At 62.8% G+C, this 18,514-nt stretch carries 13 protein-coding genes; 10 read left to right on the top strand and 3 right to left on the bottom strand.

Features of this window, described 5'->3' with window-relative positions:
• Window positions 1–470: 470 nt before the first annotated feature.
• The 3 genes from BCAL_RS13250 to BCAL_RS07820 all read left to right on the top strand — a co-directional run bounded on the left by BCAL_RS13250 (window position 471) and on the right by BCAL_RS07820 (window position 3,745).
• A complete protein-coding gene (locus BCAL_RS13250; protein WP_156101972.1) occupies window positions 471–632 on the top strand; it encodes a hypothetical protein in 162 nt (53 codons plus the stop codon).
• Between the two features lie 131 nt (window positions 633–763).
• Window positions 764–3,217, top strand: a complete 2,454-nt coding sequence (locus BCAL_RS12280) for an InlB B-repeat-containing protein (RefSeq protein WP_052401205.1) — start codon at window positions 764–766, stop codon at window positions 3,215–3,217.
• 120 nt (window positions 3,218–3,337) lie between these two features.
• On the top strand, window positions 3,338–3,745 hold the full coding sequence (locus BCAL_RS07820) for a hypothetical protein (protein ID WP_152600418.1): 408 nt from the start codon (window positions 3,338–3,340) through the stop codon (window positions 3,743–3,745).
• A gap of 454 nt (window positions 3,746–4,199) precedes the next feature.
• Here the strand turns inward: BCAL_RS07820 and BCAL_RS07815 are convergent, their stop codons facing one another.
• Window positions 4,200–6,359, bottom strand: coding sequence for an InlB B-repeat-containing protein (locus tag BCAL_RS07815; RefSeq protein WP_043167272.1), 2,160 nt, complete (start codon window positions 6,357–6,359; stop codon window positions 4,200–4,202).
• Between the two features lie 198 nt (window positions 6,360–6,557).
• Between BCAL_RS07815 and BCAL_RS07810 the strand changes: the two genes are divergently transcribed.
• Both BCAL_RS07810 and BCAL_RS07805 read left to right on the top strand, forming a co-directional pair.
• Window positions 6,558–7,826 (top strand): RNA-binding domain-containing protein, encoded by a 1,269-nt coding sequence (locus BCAL_RS07810; RefSeq protein WP_052401204.1) that lies wholly within the window; start codon window positions 6,558–6,560, stop codon window positions 7,824–7,826.
• Window positions 7,827–8,123: 297 nt separating this feature from the next.
• Window positions 8,124–9,596, top strand: coding sequence for an RNA-binding domain-containing protein (locus BCAL_RS07805; protein ID WP_052119287.1), 1,473 nt, complete (start codon window positions 8,124–8,126; stop codon window positions 9,594–9,596).
• 67 nt (window positions 9,597–9,663) lie between these two features.
• On the opposite strand, the gene BCAL_RS07800 is transcribed toward BCAL_RS07805, so the two are convergent.
• The gene (locus BCAL_RS07800) at window positions 9,664–10,983 is read right to left on the bottom strand and encodes an ATP-binding protein (protein ID WP_052119286.1); all 1,320 of its coding nucleotides are present in this window, start codon (window positions 10,981–10,983) and stop codon (window positions 9,664–9,666) included.
• A 199-nt stretch (window positions 10,984–11,182) separates the two neighbouring features.
• Here BCAL_RS07800 and BCAL_RS07795 point away from each other — a divergent pair, with 199 nt between their 5' ends.
• The 3 genes from BCAL_RS07795 (at window position 11,183) to BCAL_RS07775 (ending at window position 15,034) form a co-directional block, all read left to right on the top strand.
• Window positions 11,183–12,454, top strand: a complete 1,272-nt coding sequence (locus BCAL_RS07795; protein WP_043167298.1) for an ATP-binding protein — start codon at window positions 11,183–11,185, stop codon at window positions 12,452–12,454.
• Between the two features lie 325 nt (window positions 12,455–12,779).
• Entirely contained in the window at window positions 12,780–14,282 is a 1,503-nt protein-coding gene (locus tag BCAL_RS12275; RefSeq protein ID WP_160268301.1) for an Ig-like domain-containing protein, read from the top strand.
• 101 nt (window positions 14,283–14,383) lie between these two features.
• A complete protein-coding gene (locus tag BCAL_RS07775) occupies window positions 14,384–15,034 on the top strand; it encodes a hypothetical protein (protein ID WP_043167262.1) in 651 nt (216 codons plus the stop codon).
• 20 nt (window positions 15,035–15,054) lie between these two features.
• Here the strand turns inward: BCAL_RS07775 and BCAL_RS07770 are convergent, their stop codons facing one another.
• The gene (locus tag BCAL_RS07770; RefSeq protein ID WP_043167261.1) at window positions 15,055–16,044 is read right to left on the bottom strand and encodes a LacI family DNA-binding transcriptional regulator; all 990 of its coding nucleotides are present in this window, start codon (window positions 16,042–16,044) and stop codon (window positions 15,055–15,057) included.
• Window positions 16,045–16,319: 275 nt separating this feature from the next.
• Here BCAL_RS07770 and BCAL_RS07765 point away from each other — a divergent pair, with 275 nt between their 5' ends.
• Window positions 16,320–17,573, top strand: coding sequence for an ABC transporter substrate-binding protein (locus tag BCAL_RS07765; RefSeq protein WP_043167259.1), 1,254 nt, complete (start codon window positions 16,320–16,322; stop codon window positions 17,571–17,573).
• A gap of 31 nt (window positions 17,574–17,604) precedes the next feature.
• Entirely contained in the window at window positions 17,605–18,513 is a 909-nt protein-coding gene (locus tag BCAL_RS07760; protein ID WP_052119283.1) for a carbohydrate ABC transporter permease, read from the top strand.
• Window position 18,514 lies beyond the last annotated feature (1 nt).

Genomic DNA, 18,514 nt, shown 5'->3' with positions numbered 1-18,514 from the left:
ACAATCCGGTTTCCCGGTGTCGGAGAGCTCCATTCCGTGGCCCCGGCTGCGTCCTTACGGTCGCTCTGGCATAACAACATCGCAGGAACGGAAAAAGACCGCCGGCATTGCGGTGCCGGCGGTCTTCGCCAACAGAGGACGCCTCCCGGACGCCCTATCGACCCGGGGCCCAACGAGGCCAAAGCTTTTGAGCGGCCGCCTAAAAGAACCTCGAAGTTGAACCGACCCTTTCATCGACAGCTTCAAGTATAGACACCCACGAGCGAACAGTACAAGCGGCTACAGCCATTCCCAGCCGTCTTCTCAGCGAACAGAGAACGTCTGCGCGCCGAGGAGCTCCCATCCCTGCCGATGTAACATGTTTCTACCGCGCATGCGCGGTCGGGCTTCATTGAACCGAGGCCCCGAAACGCATGGGCGATCGACCGGGCCACCCGGTCCGGTCGCCGACCAACAGAAAGGAAGCCATCATGGCTTCGCCTCCCAAATCCGGTAAATCCGGCCCCGGTCCGGGCATCATGACCATTGCGGTGGTCGTGCTCGCCTACTACGCCGACAGGGCGTGGGTGACCGTGTTCCTCGGCGTTCTCGTTATGTACGCGATCGCCAAGGACTGGCGTGACCGCAAGTAACCGGAATCCGGGCGGCCCCGCATCGCGGGGCCGTTTTCATCAGCCGGCCCGTCATGGGATTTCTTTCATGGGATTTTCCGACAGACGCGATTCGCGTGTTTCCTGTGCCCCTAAAAGAAAGGTTCCTGAAGATGACAGGAAATACTAGCAAGTGGCGCGCGCCGCTCGCCGGCCTGGCCTCGATCGCGATGCTCGCGACCATGGGCATGGTCGCCGGTACGGCGAACGCGGCCACGAACGTGACGGCTTCGGATTGGTCCGAGGCTGCGAGCGACGGTTCTAACGCGACTAAGTACACGGTCTTGGTGTATCGTGCGGACCAGCCCTACGACCGTTCCACCGCTGTCGAGGTCAAGGGCACGTATGGTCAGGTCGAAGATCTGACCTCTCTGGCCGATCCGTACGACGGTGATTCCTCGAAGATCCTGTCGTATTTCTCGACGGATCTGGCTGGCGAGCACAAGGTGCCGTCCGACTACGTGCTGACGGGTGACGTGAAGCTGTTCGCCCAGTACAAGGACGCGGTCACGGTCACCTTCGACGTGGACAACACCAACTCCGTGACTGCCGCTGACAAGACGGTAAAGATCGCCAAGGGCTCCGCCCTGACGGCCGACGACTACGCCGCCGCTCTGGACACCAACGCCAACGGTTCCCCGAAGGAGCCGGGTGCCTCTGCCTGGCCGAGCGACACGTTCGTCGGTTGGACGACCACGTACAGCGCCTCCAAGTCCTCCGATGCCCTGTACGAGGGTGCCGCGATCAACGCTGACACCACCCTGTACCCGCGTGTGGCCGCCGCTCAGAACGTGGCCACGATCACGTTCCGCAATCTGGGCGAGTCCGTCAAGTTCACTCGCGCCACGCTCAACGGCCACGCGTTCCCGGCCTACCGTCTGCCGATGAACCAGAACGCCAAGGGATCGTGGGACTACGACTTCAAGACCCCGATCAGCGCCGGCAAGAACATCGGCACCGGCAACGACTACTACAATGCGGATGACGTTGACGCCAACGCCGTGTTCACCCCGGCGGACGCTTCCGCTCAGGATGTGACCGTGGTGTTCAACTATCAGGACGGCGGCGCCCGTGGCGTCGCTACCGAGAAGGTCGAGACGACGTCTGACCAGCAGGTCACTGCCCCGACGACTCCGGCTCAGGCTGGTGCGGTGTTCACGGGCTGGTACACGGTGCGTGACGCGAGCGGTCAGTCGAACAAGTACGATTTCGACAAGTCGGTCGACGCGAACTTCAAGGATGCCACCGGCGTGGTGAACCTGTATGCTGGCTGGGACTACACGAACGTGTCCCGTATCAAGCTCAACCTCAAATACAAGACCGCTCTGGGTGCTCGTATCATCGAGTACGTGCGTCCGGGTTCCACGGTGACTCTGCCGGCTGGTCTGGAGGAGTACTACCAGACCGAGGCCCAGCAGGATGCCGACAAGGGCGAGTACACGGCCTCCAAGCTTACGGGCTGGGAGTACGGTTCTGCCAAGGACGTGGTGACCACGGTGAAGGCCCCGGCCGCGAAGTCTACGACCGAGCTGACGGCGCACTGGTCCACGGATCACGCGTACCTGCTTGATGCGAACGGCGGCAAGTTCGCCGACGGATCCACCTCCCAGTGGGCCACCGTCGCCGAGGGCGCTGCGATCAGCTTCCCGGTCCCGACCCGTGCCGGCTACACCTTCGGCGCCTGGCAGGTCGTCTCTGACGGTGATTCTGCCGCCGAGGGTCTGGTGCTGAACTCGGCGAACGGCCAGTTCTACGCGTACAACGACAAGTTCGAGAACTTCTTCGACATCAACAGCAAGCCTGTTGTCTCCACGCAGCTCAAGGACCTGACCGGCCCGGTCAAGTTCAAGGCGTTGTGGTGGAGTGGTGCTGTTCAGGTGACGAAGGCGACGTATGACTTCAATGGCGTGCTCAAGTACGAGAACGTGGAGAAGGACTACGCCGCGGTCGAGGCGGCCGGTTACACGAAGGCGTCCGCCAAGTCGTTCGTGGACGCCCAGTACGCGCTGCGTGACGAGTACGCCGCGTACACCGGTCTGAAGACCGGCTCCCAGGCCCAGATCGACGCGGCCGTCAAGCTCAACGCGAAGTACGACGCGGCCAAGGCTCTGCTGGTGAAGTCGAACGGTGCTGAGGTGCCGGCTGGCAGGGTGGCTGTGTATCGTGCGTTCAACCCGAACGAGACGCGTGGCGGTTCGCACCTGTACACGACCAGCGAGGCCGAGTACAACGCGGTCGTGCGTGCCGGCTGGAAGGGCGAGGGCGTGCAGTTCCAGACCACGAGCAGCAAGAGCGCGTCCCCGGTGTACCGTCTGTACAACCCGAACGATGGCTCGCACTTCTACACGCTGAGCGAGGTGGAGTACAAGCACACGGTCAAGGCGGGCTGGAAGTACGAGGGCATCGGCTGGTACGTGGCCAAGGACGCGTCCAATGACGTGCTGCGTATCTACAACCCGAACTCGGGCGAGCACGTGTTCACCCTGAGCAAGGCCGAGGTCAACAACGCGGTCAAGGCCGGCTGGAACGACGAGGGCGTGGGCTTCAAGGCCTACCCCGCCAAGTGAACGCCTACTCACTGCAAGACTGACATCAGCCGGTAAATAATCAAGGGTGGTGGCATACTCCGGTAGGCCGCCACCCTTCTTCGTATCCGTTGAAGGTGGCTACAAATGATAAATGCCCATATGACGGTCCCCACGCGTCAGCATGCGATTGAAGCAGTCGCACGGCTTTTCCGGGACGACTTCCCTTGCACGGTAAAAATCGAGCATTGCATTGACGACGAATGGGCCGTCATCTCCGTGACGGAGGAGTACCGATTCCCGCCGACCCTATGCTATGACAAAGAAAGGAAAGCGATTCCCGACTCGTTGCGATTCGAGGATTCGACGCCTGACGACTACCGTTTGACGTCGGACGTTGAAACGTTCGACTGGACGGCCCTCCATCAGGTACGAGCCTTTCTCGATGGACAACTGGATAACCTCTGGATAGGCTGCGATAGGGTATTGGTCTGCAACATGGACGGAGAATTTATCGATGCCGATGATTCCTCACTCGACCAGAACATCGTCTGGTCCCGTGACGTCTAAAGCCATCAAGCAATCGAAAGAGAGCTATTGGGGCAGTCCTCCGTACGATTCCGTGATACGAGAAGAGGGCCTGTTACGCGGATAAGAATCAGTTCGACAGTTCGACAGCTCTTCGGATCCGTTTGTGTGATTTGTCGGAACTCCATCCGGTCCTTCTGCCGTCAATCGGCGAATGGCATGGGAATCACGCTCCGTCATTTGAACGTTCCCTGACCACTCATCCTCGTCGTGGCGAACATGTCCCTATTGGGCAAAAAGGGGAATAGGGCTGACTCCATCGACCACGACGGAACACGCAATAACGGAACACAGAACCGGTTCGCCCACAAACGAGTAACTGCTCGAACGCATGAATTAACGAATGACAGGGCCCCGCAACCGGAACAATCCGGCTGCGGGGCCCTTCCCGTCGCTTCAGACCATGAGCTGATGTGACGGGCTATGTGCTACTGGTTCACTTGGTGAACTGGTAGACGGCGTTGGCGTTGTTGTCCCACTTCCAGCCCTTGGCGACGACCTTCGTGCCCTCGTCCTTGCCGACGTAGGCGTGGGCCGGGCCGTTGGTGTTCGGGTTGTAGATGCGGTAGACGGCCACGGAGCCGTTCTGCGGGGCGTAGAACTTCAGGCCCTCGTTGTTCCAGCCGACCCTGGCCAGGGCCTTGGCCTCGGTCTCCGAGGTCAGCAGGTGCTCACCCGTGTTCGGATTGTACACGCTGAACACCTTCTCGCCGAGGTTGGCCGGCACGGCCTTCGGATCGCCCGCGTAGGAGCCGGTGCTGGCCGTGCGAGTCCTGACAGCGTCGAACTTGTTGCCTTCGGCGTTCCAGCCGAGCTTGACCAGCGCCTCGTACTCGGCCTTGCTCTTGGTGTAGTAATGGTCGCCGTTGTTCTTGTTGTACGCGCGGTACAGCGGCGCGGTGCCGGTCTCGACCAGCTTGGACTGGAAGCCGGAGAGCTCCTTGATCAGAGCGACGATCTCATCACGGGACAGAGTGCCCTTGGCGGCCTTGTCCTTCTTGTAGGTCTGCCAGTCCTTGACGTACTGGTCGAACGAGTCGGCGGTGAAGTACGGCTGGGACTCATCGTCGCCGTTCTTGTAGTTGGTCGCGTCCTTCTTCAGGTAGTTCTCCGGGACCTTGTTCTCGTAATCCGCGAGGGATTCCTTGGTGCCGAGCACCCAGTTGGCGGTGTACTCGGTCGGGATCTGGCGCGGGGCGGAGCCCTGAGACCAGATCTCGCCGTTGAGCGTCAGGTTCACGGTGTAGTTCTGCCATGCGATGGTCGGGGTCCAGTTCAGGAACTCGTAGCCGCCGTCGCGGGTCGGGTCGGTCGGGGCCTTGAACGTGTCGCCGTCGGAGTACTTCTGGGTGGTGTAGGTCTTGTTCGAGGTCGGGTAGCCAAGGTTGTAGGTCACCTCGATGTACTCCGGCGCGTACACCGCGTACACGTCAAGATTCTTATCGACAATGCCGTCGAACAGGTTCACGTCCTTGACGAACGCGCTACTCGCGAGGGAATTATTCGTGGTCCAGCCGAGGAACTTGTAGCCTTCCTTGGCACCGGGCACCTCATGGGCAGGCAGTGCTTCGCCGGCCGGTGCCTGAACCGTGTAGGTGGCGTCCTTGAGCGCGCCGAACGCCGCCTTGCTGGTCTCGACGTGGTAGGTCACCGTGTAGGTGGCCGCGGCGTCCGTGACGTCAAGCCACAGGGTGAGGTCGGTCTTGACCGGGGCGGAGAAGTCCCAGGCCTTCTTCGTGTCCTCGTTGTTCCAGGAGGAGGCGGTGTAGCCGCCGTCCTTGCTGGCGGACTGCTGCGGTGCGACGCCGTTCATGTGCACGTCGACCTTGGCGTCGCCGTTCAGCTTCCAGCCCTTGGCGGCATTCTGGCTGCTGATCTTGTATTCCACGACCTTGGCGTTCTCGTCGAGGTTCTCACGCAGGTTGAGGACCGCGGTGCCGGCGGGCTCCGGGCTGATCAGATCGGCCAGAGCGTCGCCGGTCTTGCCGCTCAGCGCCACGTCCTCGTAGTTGCCGTCTCCGTCGGTGTCGGCCTGATAGGCGGAGAACAGTTTGTGGTTGCCCTTGTTCTTGTCGGAGGTCGCGACCTGCCAGGCGGCGACGGAATCAGCGCGGTTCAAGTAGAAAGCGTTGCCGTCGGACGTGTAGTAGCCGTCGGCGAACGTCGTCTCGACGGAGGAAGGAAGCTTGACCTGGACGGCCTGATCCAGCTGCGCGTAATGCGCGTACAGATCCTTCGGAGCGCTCGTGGACAGCTCGGCCGACGGGTCGTACGCCTCGCCCGCGTTCGGGGACGTGTACCATCCGGTGAACACCCACTTGGAGCTGACGCTGTTCATGTCCGCCAGCGTGGAGGCGTTCGACAGCTCGACATTCAAGTTGTTGTCCTTGTCGGCGTCCTTGACGACCCTAACGCCGTCCTTGTCGGCACCGAAACCAGCGGCGTTCGTGTACGTCGTATCGATGTGCAGATTCACCTCGGGCACATCACCCACCGCGGCGTTCGCCGTACCGGCGACCATGCCCATGGTCGCGAGCATCGCGATCGGGGCCAGGCCGGCGAGCGGCGCGCGCCACTTGCTAGTATTTCCTGTCATCTTCAGGAACCTTTCTTTTAGGGACACCGGACGGGATGGATGATGAATCGGATGCGCGTCCCGTTGCCGGCTCATGGTGTTTCGGGACGTCTTGCCTCTGCTGTTTTCTCCTACTTTTCTCCCACTGGTGGTAGAAAAGTAGGAGAAAAGTGGTAGAAGAGTGGGAGATGGGAGAATCCGGTGCCGGAGGGGACGCCCGTGGAGCGGGAGGGACAGCGTCTGGAGTTTAAGCTGGATTGGAACGACAGCGCGAAAAAGACCGTCGTGGCGTTCGCGAACTCGGACGGCGGCAGGATCGTGGTCGGGGTCGACGACGATGGCACGCCGGTGGGCGTGGAGGACGTGGACGCGTGCATGCTGCGGGCCATGCAGTCGATCAGCAACGGGATCAGTCCGGATCTGGCCCGTTTCGTGGATATCGGCTCCGGCGTGCGTTCGGGCAGGCCGGTCGTGGTCGTCGACGTCAGGCCCGGCACGGATCGTCCTTACTATCTGCGTGATAGGGGCCCTCGTCCGTCGGGTGTGTACATCCGTCTGGGAGCGGGATCCATTCCGGCGTCCGAGCCGGCGATTCTGGAGATGCTGCGTGACACGTCGCGCGTGCCGTTCGAGCGGACCGTGAGCGTGGACCAGTCGCTCACGTTCGATGCCGCCAGCGGCGAGTTCGGCGAGGCCGGGATCCCGTTCGGCGACGGGGAGAGGCGGTCACTGGGGCTGGTCGATGGTGATGGCCTGTACACGAATCTGGCGTGGCTGCTGTCGGACCAGTGCACGGCCTCGATCAAGGCCGCAGTGTTCGAGGGGGCGGACAAGCTCACGTTCACCAGCCGCGAGGAGTTCTCCGGCTCCCTGTTCTCGCAGTTCCGCGGGGTGGCGGAGTACGTCAACCGGTTCAACTCGACCCGTTCCACGTTCGACGAGTCGCTGCGTCGGCGCGACCGGCGAGACTACAGTCCTGCGGTGGTGCGCGAGGCGCTGCTCAATCTCGTGGTGCACCGCGACTATTCGCTCACCGGCCCGGCCCTGGTGAGCATGTTCGACGACCGAATGGAGCTGGTGAACTTCGGAGGTCTGCCGCGCGGTATGACCAGAGGGGACATGATGCTCGGCGTCTCCCTGCAGCGCAATCCCGGTCTTGCGGCGATCCTGTACCGTCTGCGCTGGGTCGAGGCGTATGGTACGGGCATCCCCAAGATTCTCGACGACTACCGCGACGCCCCTGTCCAGCCGGGATTCGAGGTCAGCGACAACGCGTTCAAGCTCACGCTGCCCTCGCACAACCCCAGCGCCCGGCCGCGGGACGGTGGTCCGTTCCCGCCGCGGAGCCGGAGACCATCGCCGCCCCGTCCTCGAACCGTCGGGTGGCGCTCGATCTGGCCGCGCGCCCGGAGGGGGTCTCCCGCGCGGAGCTGCAGGAGCGGACCGGGCTCACGCGCTCCGGCGCCGGCAAACTGCTGTCCTCGCTGACCGCGGAGGGCGTCACGGAGAAGCGCGGGACGGGACGGGCCACCCGTTACCATTCCGTCCGATGAGACATCACCGGACGGAGTCGCGACGGTCCGCTCCGAACATGCGGCATAGGCCACGCCATTGAACCGGACCACCGTATGGCGGCCGTACCGCGGCCGGGCCGGGACGAGACGATCGTGGCCGTGCGCCCGGCGTGCCGGACCGATGCGCCGGTGCGACGCCATTGCTGTTTTTATCGGACATGTCCGATAAAATGTCGGATAAAATGTCGGTTAGATGCGGAGGTGGTGTCGTATGACGCCTGAGGAGCTTGGTTCCCGGCTCGCGCAGGGCGAGGGCGTGTCGCAGGAGTTCAAGCGCTGCGGCTCGCTGCCGGAGGCGGACGTGTTCGAGACGGTGTGCTCGTTCGCGAACAGGCAGGGCGGCAGCATCTTCCTGGGCGTGGACGACGACGGGAACGTGCTCGGGGTGAACCCGAGGCTCGTGCGGGACATCGAACGCAACATCGCGAACGTGACGTGCAACCCGAACGCGTTCGGCCCGGCTCCCGCGGTGGAGACGGAGCGCATAGATACCGGCCGGGGCGTGGTGGTACGCGTATGGGTGCCGGCGGGGCCGTCGGTCTACCGGTACAGGAACGTGGCGTACGACCGTCGGGCTGACGCGGACATCAAGGTGCGTGACGACGCGCAGGTGTCGCTCATGTACATGCGCAAGCAGAACCTGTACTCCGAACGGCGCATCTACCCGTACGTGGGCATGGAGGACCTGCGCGCAGATCTGATCGGGAGAGTGCGCGAGATGATCCGCCTGCGCGACCCGGACCATCCCTGGCTCGGGCTGGACGTCGAGCATATGCTGCGCGCGGCGAAGCTGTACGGGCGCGACCGGCAGACCGGCGAGCAGGGCCTCACGCTGGCGGCGGTGCTGCTGCTGGGCTCGGACGAGGTGATCGGGGACGTGTGCCCCGCCTATAAGACCGACGCGCTCGTGCGACGACGGAATCCGGACCGGTATGACGACCGGCTGACCGTGGCCACGAACCTGATTGACTCGTACGACCGGCTGCTCGCGTTCGTGCAGGAGCGTCTTCCCGATCCGTTCGTGCTCGAGGACGGGATACGGGTGAGTGCGCGCAACATCATCTGCCGCGAGCTGGTGTCGAACCTGCTCATCCACCGCGAGTACACGCACCCGCTCATCGCGCGCATCGTGATCGGCGCCGATGGGATCCGCACGCAGAACGCCAGCCGCGCCCTGTTCGAGGGGCGGGTCACCCTGGACGATTTCAACCCGATGCCCAAGAACCCGATCATCGCGGGGTTCTTCACCCAGATCGGCCGCGCCGACGAGCTCGGCAGCGGCACCCGCAACCTGTACAAGTACTCGCGCCTCTACTCGGGGCGCGAGCCCGTGCTGGAGGACGGGGACGTGTTCCGCGCGTTCGTGCCGGCCCCGGGCCCAGACATCGGCGCCGAGGGCGCGTCGGCCGTCACCCGGGCAAGGGTCTCGACGGACAATGGCAGCGGCACGTCCGCCCCGTCAGGGGGTGAAGTCGACGTGGCGATCCTTCGCATGCTGTCCGCCCGGGATCGCATATCAAGCTCGGACGTCGCGGCGATGACGGGAGTGACCTCGCGCACCGCGCTGCGCCACCTGACGAGGCTTTCGCAGGAGGGGCGGATAATCGCGGAGGGAGGCAAACGCAACCGCGCATATCGGCTGCCTGGAACGGGGGACGGGACAGGCGGACGTGACGCCCAGTAGTCGGTTCCTCTCGCTGCGCCGGTAGGATCGGCGCCCGCGGCTTCGGCATGATGCGGGGCGCGGTGTTCTATGGTCTGATGCAGAACGCGGCGTACAGGGGCACACTGAACAGGTTGTCCTCGAATCCGAAGTTCCTCGCGGACACGCGGATCGCGTAGGGGGCGTCGGCCTTGGCCATGAACCGTTTGAGGCTGGTGGCGCGCACGTTCGTGCCGGACTTGACCTCGATCGGCACGACTTGGCCCAGGGGGGTCTGGGTGACGAACTCGACCTCGTACACGCCGCCCCCGTCCGACGCCCAGTAGTACGTGGGCACGTCGTTCGCCGTCAGGGCCTGCATCACGTAGTTCTCGGTCAGGGCGCCGCGGAACCGGGCCGACAGCTGCACGCGCCGCTCGTCCGACAGCCAGGCGCGCGCGTCGAGCGCGTACCTGCTGAACAGGATGCCGGTGTCGGCCATGTACACCTTGAAGAACGATCCGCCGTCGCGCGCCTCCAACGGCGCGTCGTGATCGTTGGTCTGCTCGTTCAGCGTGACCAGTCCCGCGGCCTCGAGCCACGCCAGGGGCAGGCGGTACTGGCGTTCGCGTCCGCCCTTCCTGACGTCCGCGTACTTGAACTTGCGGGTCGTCTCCCGCGCCAGCTGCTTGGGGATGCTGTTCCACACGGCCTGCGTGGCCACGACCGTCTCGCCCGGCGCGTACAGGGCGATGTCGGCCGTGTACGTGTCGTCGATGTCCCGCTGGATCTCGCGCACCCTCGTTAGGTCGCCGGTCCTCGCGTACGCGTCGACCACGGCCGGCAGACCGCCCGTGACCACGTAGCGACGGTAGCGGTCCATTGCCATGTCGTGCAGGCTGAACGGCTCGCGCGACTGGTAGTGCCCGCGGATCGCGTCGACCAAAGTCCCGTCGCCCACGGCCCACAGCCACTCCTCGAAGTCCATCGGATGCAACGCGACCTGCCGCACGTCGCTCGGGAACGGCAGGGTGCGGTCCCTCAACGTGACGCCGAGCTGCGAGCCGGACGCGACGACCCGGTACCCGCCGTCCGCGGCGAAGAACCGCAGCGAGTTCAACGCCTTCTCGCACAACTGGATCTCGTCGAACGCGATCAGCGTCTCCCCGCGTCGGACCGGCACGCCCGCATACGCCGACAGATCCGCCGCGATCCCGTCCACGTCCGCCGTGTTCGCGAAGATCCCCGCAAGCCGCTCCAGATCCGTCTGGAAATCGAAGTACGCAAACCGCCCCTCACCGAACACCTCACGGCCCAGTCTTCTGATCGAATACGTCTTGCCCACGCGCCTCGCGCCCCGCAGCAGCAGGGGCGGCGCACCCTCCTCGCGCGCCCACGACTCCAACACCGCATCGATCCTGCGCCTCATCAAGAACCTCCCGGACAATCCCATGACACTTTATTCTGTAAAAAAGTGTATCATCACGCCACTTTTCCACAATGAAAAACGGCATACTAACTCGTCGCCCATACGCCCGGCGTCCTGTCCCGTTCTCCGACTCCGTCTGCCTGTATTTTTCATACATTCAATGTTGTATTTTTTGTACATTGGACGTATGCTGTCGTTCATGGGCGAGTACATCTCAAGGCCGTTGGCGGACGCGCTGCTGCGTTCGCGGCGCAAGGTCGTGATACTGGAGGGCGCTCGCGCCGTGGGCAAGACGCTGATGGCGAGGCGTCAGCTGGCTCCGGAGGGGTTCTCGTACGAGACTCTGGCGGACGCGAGCACGTTCGAGCTGGCGAGCATGGATCCGCGTGGCTGGCTCGAGGGGCTGCGGCTGCCGGTGATCATCGACGAGGCGCAGCGCGTTCCCGATCTGCCGTTGGAGGTCAAGGAGATCGCGGACGGCCTGCCGTCGGACGGGGGCATCCGGTTCCTGCTTACCGGCAGCGCGATCATCAACCGGGGTGGTCTGGACGGTCAGGACCCGCTCGCCCGCAGGGCGCAGCGTTTCGAGATGGGGCCGCTGACCCAGCGCGAGCTGCATGGCGTGCCGGGCAGTGTCGTGGACGACCTGTGGGACGGCGAGCCGAATACCGGGTTCGGCCACGGAGTATCGCGCGCCGACCTGTACGACCTGATGGCGGCGGGCGGGTTCCCGGAGTATGCGATGCAGTATCCGATGTACGAGGACTGGGAGCGCGAGCGGCTCGTGGCCGACGACGTCCGCGCGGTGCTGGGCGATACGATCCTGCCCGGAGAGCGTCTCGACGTGCTCATCGCCGAGAACGTGCTCGACCGGCTTTTGTGCACGCCGGGCGGCATCATGAACGCCAGCGCGCTCGGTGACCTGCTCGCTCTGGACCGGCGGACCGTGGAGCGCTACGTGGGCGTGTTCCTGCGCCGGTTCCTCGTGCGCGCCCTGCCGAACCTGCGCACCGCGCCGAACCGTCAGGTCTTCACCCGCGCGAAGATCCACCCCGTGGACACGTCCCTGTCCGCGCAGACCATGCTCGCCAAAGGGTGCGATCCGATGACGTCGCCGGTCGACTACGGCAACCTGCTCGAATCGTTCGTTGTCAACCAGATCCTGCCCGCCGTCCAGTGGTCGCGGACCCACCCGGACTGCTTCTACTGGAGGGAGCCGGGCTCGAGTCCCAAGGAGGTCGATCTGGTCATGAGCCGACGCGACCGGCTCGTGGGCGTGGAGGTCAAGTCCTCGTCCCGGGTCACGCGCGAGGACTTCCGCGGGCTCGCCGAACTCGCCAAGGACCCGCGGTTCCACCGAGGCTACCTCGTCTACACCGGATCCCGCGTCATGCAGTGGCCCGGAGGATTCTGGGCCCTGCCCGTCACCGCGCTCTGGGACCCGGACGCGTTCACGCCGACGCACCAATGACGATGTGCCTGCCGGACGCGGGGACAATCGCGTTTAACCGACGTTTCATCGGGCCCCGGGGACCGGCATGCCGTCTAGGATCGCGTTGACGATGGCCTTGTTGCGCAGGAACTCGCTACGGGCCGCGAGACCGTCATCATTGGAATGTGCCGGTGTCTGCTGTTGCGATTGTGCATCCATACGCCAATCAGCCGGCGCCAACCTGTCGACCATGCCCCGAGACATGCGTCAACTATCCGCTCGAACCAGACAGGCTCTCTGCAGTGCGGGCCCTATACTGTCTACTGGATTTTCGGCACATTCATTCGAGTCATCGGGAGTGGATATGAGCGCCAGCGGAACATGGGGAAGGCTTGTCGTGTCGGTCGTCGTGTCGATGGCGATGTGCGCCGGCACGCTCGGCACGGTCGGCATCGCCATGGCCGGTTCCGGGGATTCCGGCATCCGCAGCGCCGCGTCGACCGCCCGCACCATCGCCGATGCCGGAGCCGGTGATGTCGTCTCCGGTCTGGGAGTGGCGCTCGGCAGCGGCGTCACCGTGCATGTGACCGAGACGCTGGACCAGCGGGACGTGTACGCCAAGGCCCTGGCCCACGTGATCCAATGGCGCAGGGACGCGCTCGACGATTCGCGCATCAGGATCGAACGAACCGTCGACGGCGCCACGGCCAGCTGGACCATCCGCGAGTATCTGAAGCAGATCGGCATGTCCGAGCAGGAGTACCTGTCGCCGAAATGGTCGAACGCGCTGGAGCGCATCGCCGTGCAGCGCGCGGTCGAGGCGGCCGACTACAGCCTGCATCATACGAGGCCGAACGGCGAGAGCGGCTTCACCGCCGCATACAACGGCGTCACGTCCGACGGCGAGATCCTCGCCTGGGGCGGTGGCGACATCGCGCACGCGATCGACGCGCAATGGGCGTCCGAGAAGCAGGATTACATCAGTCATCTCGCCGGGAATGACACCGGCCAGACCGGACACTACGTGCAGCTAATCGACCCGGACCGGCGCTGGTACGGGTTCGGGCAGGGCACAAGCCCCGATTGGGGGCACGCGTTCGCCGGGGAGTCATCGACCTCAGCGCCGGCCGGGGACTCGGCGACGCCCACCGGATGGCAAGGGGATTTCGACGTCGAGGTCAACGTGTCCGACGCATTGCTCAATCAGGGTGTCGTATCGAATCTTCCGATGGCGATGGATGCGGGCGCAACCGCTCAGGCCAGGGCCACGCTCATGTACCTGTCCGGACGATACGAGTTCCGCGGCACGTGGACGTCATCCGATTCGTCCGTGGCCGGCGTGACCCCCGACGGGCAGTTCAAGGCGCTACGCGCCGGACACGCCACGATCACGGTTTCCGGGCAGGGGAAACGATTCATCTTCCCGATCACCGTGCAGTCTGTCGCGGCCGAGAAGCTGCCGGTCTACCGCGTATACAATCCGAACTCCGGACTGCACCACTACACCACGTCGTCCGCGGAACGGGACTACCTGATCCGCCGTGGATGGCGTGACGAGCACGTCTCGTTCAACGCGGTCAAAGACGGGGACTCGAGCATGATGGCGGCACCGGTGTATCGCGAATACAACCCCAACGACGGCAACCACAACTGGACCATGAGCCGTGCCGAACACGACTCGCTGATTCGCCATGGGTGGCGGGATGAAGATGTTGCCTGGTACGTGGACCCGACCGCGTCGATCGACGTGTACCGGCTCTACAACCCGAACTCCGGGGAGCACGTGTACACCACGAACCACGCCGAATACGAGCAGGTACAGCGCGCCGGCTGGCACGGCGAGAACATCGCATGGAAGAGCCTGTGAGGCAACACTTCCACACAACAGTAGCATCATCATCCCAGCCCTTTTAGGGACACGGGAAACACGCGTACGGTTGTTGCCGAAGCCGGATGGGAGGACATCTCATGGATTTTGTGAGTTGGTTTATAGAGCTGGGGAAGCTTCTCCAGAGCCTGAAAGGGAGTGACGTCATAGCGGGGGCAGCGCTGGTCGTCTCCATCATCACCGCATTGGGTGGATGGCGGTCTCGGCCGGGCGTGCTCTGGCATATTACGTCCACGCCCTTCTCGCCGACGCTGCTGCACAAGGAGTGGCAGGAGCTCAAGGAACAGAAGCCGGAGGACGTCTGGTATTCGTTCGGCCTGCAGAACGTAGGCGACTGCAAGGCCGCGGAGGTAAGGTTCTGGGTCGTGGGCATGAACGCCTTCCACGCGAAGCCCACGAAGGACGGAGACAAGTGGTATCTCGCCACGGATGCCATCATCCCCAGTGTCAACGTGGACGAGACCGTGTACATCGGCATGTACGGCGACGAGGGAAACCTGATGAGTCGCGAACCGCAGCTGTTGCATGGCCTGCGGGGCAGGAGGATCCTGCGGGTGTACTGGTTGGATTCGCCGCTGCGGCACCCCAGGCGACTTAGGCAGGACTTCGAACTCGGCAGCATCCCCGGGGAGATCAGGAAGAGCGGCAGGATACGACGCGTGAGCAGACGCGAGTTCCTGGACGGACATCCCAGCGTGGACGCGACGAGGACATTCAAACTCGGAAGATGAACCCCACGCCGGGGAATCAATCAACGGCATCCGCATGAACGTCCAATAACCAGCTTGGGATCGATAAGCGTCACGTCGGGAACGTTGTCCGGATCAAGTGCGGCCGCAACAGCATGGCGGGCGACTGCTCGAGTGTCCTGCTGCATGGTGGTCAGCTGCGGGATGGAGTACAACGTATCAATGCTTCCGTCGAATGAAACGATGGGCATGTCCTCCGGCACTCTGATATGACGTTCGTGTAGTGCGCGCAGGGCCCCTATGGCTTCCAGATCGGATGCGGCGAACAGGGCCGAGGGCCTTTTGTCCGAATCCAGCAAAGTGAGAGTTGCTTGATAGCCTCCCTCTCTGGTGAACCCGGAGTTGACAATCGGACCGGCCGGCACCCCCGCCTCTTGGAACGTCTTCAGCCATCCTTGCACTCTCGCATCGGAATAATCATTGCCGCCGAACAGGAAGGCTATGTCGGTGTACCCGTGCCCGAACAGATGGGAGATCATCACGGATACGGCTTTCTCGAAATCGGTGGAGATGCACTTGACACCGGGCGTCACGATGGTGTGATCGAGGAACACGAGTCGGCAGTACTGTTGATCGAGACTGGCAAGCTCGTCGTTGCTCAATGCCGAAGACGTAAAAATCGTATCGACGTCACGGTTCTTCAGCTTTTCAATGCAGGCGCGCTCGATCTCGGCGTCACCGTGCGAACTGACAAAGATGATGGAATAGCCGTGTTCGGACGCCGCCGACTCTATTTCATCATTCAGACTCGCAAAGTAGGGGTTCGAGAAGTCCGGAACGATGACGCCGAATGTCTTGGAGGATCCGGTCTTGAGCGCGCGAGCGAACGCACTCGGGCGGTATCCCAGTATGTCGGCCGCATGCCAGATGCGCTGGGCGGTCTCTTCGGACACCTTGTTCGGCACTCCGTTGAGCACATAGCTGACCGAGGCCGTTGACACGTTGGCCAGACGCGCCACGTCGGCCCGTGTTATCCTGCTGCGCTGCTTCATTGAGCCCAATTGTGCAACCTCCATGGATTTGCGTGACGGTACATCGCGCCGACATCTTCCGACATAGCCATACTACACCAATAGGTTACGCATGTAACCTGTTATTCCCGTAACCATATTATCGGCGTGTCTATTGTGACTAAAAGGTTTGTGTGAGACATTTTGCGTAACCTTAGTTACACGAGTAAGCTATGTGTTGTCGCCGATGATGGAGACAAGGTGAGGCGGGATGCAGCCATGGCGACGAAACGCATCAGGAAGCAAAGGAGCGACAAATGAACAACGTCAAGAAGATCGCAGCAGCAGCTTGTGGCCTTGTGATGGTCGCGGGATTGGGAGCCTGCGGTTCCTCCACATCGTCCTCGGGGAATGAGATCGAATTCATGACCGGAATGGCTACCGGCTCGAAGCAGCTCAAGGCCATGACCTCGGTGGTCGAGGCGTTCGAGAAGGAGAATCCCGGCGTCAAGGTCACGCTCGTGCCCGGCACGAACTCCTACGAATCCGACCTGAAGGTTCGCTTGGCGGCAAAGAATGCTCCGGACATGTGGAACACCCACGGCTGGAGCCGCGATCGATACGCCAACTTCCTCGAGCCCCTGCAGGACCGAGATTGGGCCAAGCGTATGAACGACACGCTTGATTCCGCCATCCGCAAGGACGACAAGTCCTTCTACGCGCTGCCGCTTGATGCCGCGATCACCGGCATCGTCTACAACAAAACCGTTCTCGACAAGGCCGGCGTGGATCCCACGACGATCACGACTTGGGACGACTTCGCCGCAGCCTGCGACAAGGTCACCGCCGCAGGAGCGACATGTCTCGCCGCCTCAGGCAAGGAGAATTGGACCTCCGGAGACATTGTGGACTACATGGCTTCCGGCATGTACTCCGAGCAGGAACTTCAGAAGCTGAAGGACGGCACGTTCGACACGGACAAGTACGCCGAGGCCGTGACCCCGGTTTACGAGTGGGCCCGCAAGAAGTACTTCAACGTCGATTACACGTCGGCAACCGCGGACGACGTCGCCAAGCTCATCGCTACCGATGACTGCGCATTCGGATTCCAGCCCAACAGCCTCGTCCAGAGCGTCGAGAACTACAACCCCGACGCAAAGCTCGGATTCATGCCGTACCCGTCCGAGACCGGCGATCCGTATCTGATCAGCGCCGAGGACTACGCCATCGGCGTCTCGAAGACGAGCAAGAGCAAGGAGACCGCACTCAAGCTGCTCGATTTCATGGCGCAGCCCGAGAACATGAAGAAGCTGTCCGACACCACCAGCAACGCGCCCGTCTTCGACGACGTCGAAATGAACATCGGCCAGCTTGCCGACAGCTACAAGACCTGGGTCACCGACAAGAAGACGACAACTGTTCCGGTGTTCGATCGCGTCTACCTGCCGAACGGCATGTGGAGCACCCTGACCACCACCACCGACGGTCTGATCACCGGTCAGTCCGATCCGAAGGGCGCGGCCAGCCAGATGAAGACGGCGTTCGACAGCCTGTACGGGCAGAACAGCTGAACCCAGAGACATCACACAACAAAGGCATACCATGGCTAAATCGAACCGCACCGCCGTCCGCTCCGGGCGGCGGTCCCTCCGCGGCGCAGGCATCAACCTGTTCTACGTCCCCGCACTGCTCATCCTCATCATCTTCACGCTCTACCCCCTTATCTCCGGGTTCGCCCTGTCCCTGACGAACTGGGACGGATACAATCCCGTCAAAACGTTCGTGGGACTGAGCAACTATGCCACGATGCTCAAGGATGAGAACTTCCGCACCGTCCTGATCAACACGTTCATCTACGGCGTCGGCAGCACCATCATCCAGCAGATCATGGGCCTCGCCCTTGCACTGCTGCTGAACACGAAGATCCGAGGGCGGAACATCATCCGCGCCATCGTCTACCTGCCCGCCCTGATCTCCGCGGTCATCATGGGCACCATGTACTACTTCATCTTCCAGTACCAGCAGGGCGCCCTGAACACGCTCATGGTCGCGCTCGGCTTCGAGAAGGTGGTGTGGTTCGACAATCCCCACATCTCCGTGGCCATCATCGTGATCGTGAACTCGTTCCAGTATGTCGGCACCTCGATGATCATCTACCTCGCAGGCCTTCAGGGCATCAACCAAGAGGTCATGGAGGCGGCCAGCCTAGACGGGGCGAGCGGATGGAAACTGTTCTGGAACATCACGCTGCCGATGCTCATGCCGGCCTTCTCCACCTCCGTGGTACTCAATCTCATCGGCGGCCTCAAGCTGTACGACGTGATCCAGGTGCTCACCGGCGGCGGCCCCGGGTACTCAACCAACTCGGTATCCACGTACATCGGCCTGACGTATTTCAGCAACCAGAACGCCGGATACGCCTCGGCAATCGGCGTGGTCCTCTTCCTGATCATCGTCATCGTCACCGCCCTGCTGAACAAGGGCCTGGATCGTCTTGGATGGGAGTCCTGAA

This window comes from Bifidobacterium callitrichos DSM 23973 (assembly GCF_000741175.1).
GTDB lineage: Bacteria > Actinomycetota > Actinomycetes > Actinomycetales > Bifidobacteriaceae > Bifidobacterium > Bifidobacterium callitrichos.
Note: the sequence above shows the minus strand (reverse complement) of the source record. Positions and strands in the feature narration are given on the sequence as shown.